We start from the raw sequence: 4,161 nt of genomic DNA on the forward strand, positions 1-4,161 counted from the left end.
GGCTCCTACCTATCCTGTACATGTGGTACAGATACTCAATATCAAACTGCAGTAAAGCTCCATGGGGTCTTTCCGTCCTGTCGCGGGTAACCTGCATCTTCACAGGTACTAAAATTTCACCGAGTCTCTCGTTGAGACAGTGCCCAAATCATTACGCCTTTCGTGCGGGTCGGAACTTACCCGACAAGGAATTTCGCTACCTTAGGACCGTTATAGTTACGGCCGCCGTTTACTGGGGCTTCAATTCAGATCTTCGCTTACGCTAAACCCTCCTCTTAACCTTCCAGCACCGGGCAGGCGTCACCCCCTATACATCATCTTACGATTTAGCAGAGAGCTGTGTTTTTGATAAACAGTTGCTTGGGCCTATTCACTGCGGCTGCCTTTAAGACAGCACCCCTTCTCCCGAAGTTACGGGGTCATTTTGCCGAGTTCCTTAACGAGAGTTCTCTCGCTCACCTGAGGCTACTCGCCTCGACTACCTGTGTCGGTTTGCGGTACGGGTAGAGTATGATACAACGCTAGAAGATTTTCTCGGCAGTGTGACGTCACTAACTTCGCTACTAAACTTCGCTCCCCATCACAGCTCAATGTTACAGATACAAGCATTTGACTCATATCACACCTCACTGCTTAGACGGGCTCTTCCAATCGCCCGCTTTAGTTAGCCTACTGCGTCCCTCCATCACTTCATACTCTAGTACAGGAATATCAACCTGTTGTCCATCGGATACACCTTTCGGTCTCTCCTTAGGTCCCGACTAACCCAGGGCGGACGAGCCTTCCCCTGGAAACCTTAGTCTTACGGTGGATGGGATTCTCACCCATCTTGCGCTACTCATACCGGCATTCTCACTTCTATACGCTCCAGCGCTCCTCACGGTACACCTTCATCGCCTATAGAACGCTCTCCTACCATACCACATTGTGGTATCCACAGCTTCGGTAATATGTTTTAGCCCCGGTACATTTTCGGCGCAGGGTCACTCGACTAGTGAGCTATTACGCACTCTTTGAATGAATAGCTGCTTCTAAGCTAACATCCTAGTTGTCTGTGCAACCCCACATCCTTTTCCACTTAACATATATTTTGGGACCTTAGCTGGTGGTCTGGGCTGTTTCCCTTTCGACTACGGATCTTAGCACTCGCAGTCTGACTGCCGACCATAAATCATTGGCATTCGGAGTTTATCTGAAATCAGTAAACCGAGATGGCCCCCTCATCCAAACAGTGCTCTACCTCCAAGATTCTTAATGTCGACGCTAGCCCTAAAGCTATTTCGGAGAGAACCAGCTATCTCCAAGTTCGTTTGGAATTTCTCCGCTACCCACAAGTCATCCAAGCACTTTTCAACGTGCCCTGGTTCGGTCCTCCAGTGCGTCTTACCGCACCTTCAACCTGCTCATGGGTAGGTCACATGGTTTCGGGTCTACGTCATAATACTAATGCGCCCTATTAAGACTCGGTTTCCCTACGGCTCCGTCTCTTCAACTTAACCTCGCATCATAACGTAACTCGCCGGTTCATTCTACAAAAGGCACGCTCTCACCCATTAACGGGCTCGAACTTGTTGTAGGCACACGGTTTCAGGTTCTATTTCACTCCCCTTCCGGGGTGCTTTTCACCTTTCCCTCACGGTACTGGTTCACTATCGGTCACTAGAGAGTATTTAGGGTTGGGAGATGGTCCTCCCAGATTCCGACGAGATTTCGCGTGTCTCGCCGTACTCAGGATACTGCTAGGTATAAAGACTATTTCGACTACGAGGCTGTTACTCTCTTTGGCGACCCTTCCCAGAATCTTCGTCTATACTCTTTAAGTCCACATTGCAGTCCTACAACCCCGAAGAGTAAACTCTTCGGTTTGCCCTCCTGCCGTTTCGCTCGCCGCTACTAAGGCAATCGCTTTTGCTTTCTCTTCCTGCAGCTACTTAGATGTTTCAGTTCACTGCGTCTTCCTTCTACTAGTCTTAACAACTAGTGATGACAGGCATCAACCTGCCGGGTTCCCCCATTCGGACATCTCTGGATCTACGCTCACTTACAGCTCCCCAAAGCATTTCGTCGTTTGTCACGTCCTTCATCGGCTTCTAGTGCCAAGGCATCCACCGTGCGCCCTTATTAACTTAACCTTATTAACCTAATTTTTTTCAAAAATTAGAAATTGTACTCAGACTAGAAAACTAGTGATTTAGATAAATCCTCTTGTAGTCCTAAGACTACTGCGATGATTTCCTAAAATCATACGTTTTCTTTAACGTCTTCGTAACTTAATTAAACTCATTAAATATTCACAGCGTTTTCGGTTTATTTTCTTGTTACTATTTCTATATGTACTTTCATACATAAAGGAATGTTTGATAGATATTCAATTTTCAATGGACAAGTTTAACAACTTCCGTTGTTAATGGAGCCTAGCGGGATCGAACCGCTGACCTCCTGCGTGCAAAGCAGGCGCTCTCCCAGCTGAGCTAAGGCCCCGTACACCTTATGTGTCTTGGGTAGGTTTTTAACAAAACCTCTCAAAATTAAAGAAGACTAACGTACAGGTTCCGTTTCCTTAGAAAGGAGGTGATCCAGCCGCACCTTCCGATACGGCTACCTTGTTACGACTTCACCCCAATCATCTATCCCACCTTAGGCGGCTGGCTCCTAAAAGGTTACCTCACCGACTTCGGGTGTTACAAACTCTCGTGGTGTGACGGGCGGTGTGTACAAGGCCCGGGAACGTATTCACCGCGGCGTGCTGATCCGCGATTACTAGCGATTCCGACTTCATGTAGGCGAGTTGCAGCCTACAATCCGAACTGAGACTGGCTTTAAGAGATTAGCTTGCCGTCACCGACTTGCGACTCGTTGTACCAGCCATTGTAGCACGTGTGTAGCCCAGGTCATAAGGGGCATGATGATTTGACGTCATCCCCACCTTCCTCCGGTTTATTACCGGCAGTCTCGCTAGAGTGCCCAACTAAATGATGGCAACTAACAATAGGGGTTGCGCTCGTTGCGGGACTTAACCCAACATCTCACGACACGAGCTGACGACAACCATGCACCACCTGTCACCTCTGCTCCGAAGAGAAACCCTATCTCTAGGGCGGTCAGAGGGATGTCAAGACCTGGTAAGGTTCTTCGCGTTGCTTCGAATTAAACCACATGCTCCACCGCTTGTGCGGGCCCCCGTCAATTCCTTTGAGTTTCAACCTTGCGGTCGTACTCCCCAGGCGGAGTGCTTAATGCGTTAGCTGCGGCACTGAGTCCCGGAAAGGACCCAACACCTAGCACTCATCGTTTACGGCGTGGACTACCAGGGTATCTAATCCTGTTCGCTCCCCACGCTTTCGAGCCTCAGCGTCAGTTACAGACCAGAGAGCCGCTTTCGCCACCGGTGTTCCTCCATATATCTACGCATTTCACCGCTACACATGGAATTCCACTCTCCCCTTCTGCACTCAAGTTTGACAGTTTCCAAAGCGTACTATGGTTAAGCCACAGCCTTTTACTTCAGACTTATCAAACCGCCTGCGCTCGCTTTACGCCCAATAAATCCGGACAACGCTCGGGACCTACGTATTACCGCGGCTGCTGGCACGTAGTTAGCCGTCCCTTTCTGGTAAGATACCGTCAAGTGAGAAACTTTCCACTCTTCTCACAGTTCTTCTCTTACAACAGAGCTTTACGATCCGAAAACCTTCTTCACTCACGCGGCGTTGCTCGGTCAGGGTTGCCCCCATTGCCGAAGATTCCCTACTGCTGCCTCCCGTAGGAGTCTGGGCCGTGTCTCAGTCCCAGTGTGGCCGATCACCCTCTCAGGTCGGCTATGTATCGTCGCCTTGGTGGGCCTTTACCCCACCAACTAGCTAATACAACGCAGGTCCATCTCATAGTGAAGCAGTTGCTCCTTTCAAGCATCTACCATGCGGTAAATACTGTTATGCGGTATTAGCTATCGTTTCCAATAGTTATCCCCCGCTATGAGGCAGGTTACCTACGCGTTACTCACCCGTTCGCAACTCATCCGGAAGAAGCAAGCTCCCTCCTTCAGCGTTCTACTTGCATGTATTAGGCACGCCGCCAGCGTTCGTCCTGAGCCAGGATCAAACTCTCATTAAAATTAGTTTGTCCGACTAAGCACTCTGGCTTATCCGTTTATTGTTTTTT

1 tRNA gene and 2 rRNA genes are annotated in these 4,161 nt (G+C 49.2%); all 3 read right to left on the reverse strand.

Going from position 1 to position 4,161, the window contains the following annotated elements:
* Positions 1 to 2,132, reverse strand: a 23S ribosomal RNA gene (locus tag ACHBHN_RS11045); the annotation flags it as partial.
* A 276-nt stretch (positions 2,133 to 2,408) separates the two neighbouring features.
* Positions 2,409 to 2,481 (reverse strand) — tRNA-Ala (locus tag ACHBHN_RS11050).
* A gap of 83 nt (positions 2,482 to 2,564) precedes the next feature.
* Positions 2,565 to 4,113, reverse strand: a 16S ribosomal RNA gene (locus ACHBHN_RS11055).
* Between the last annotated feature and the right edge of the window lie 48 nt (positions 4,114 to 4,161).

The sequence above is a fragment of the Streptococcus sp. A22 genome (assembly GCF_043674215.1).
Classification (GTDB): Bacteria; Bacillota; Bacilli; order Lactobacillales; family Streptococcaceae; genus Streptococcus; species Streptococcus suis_V.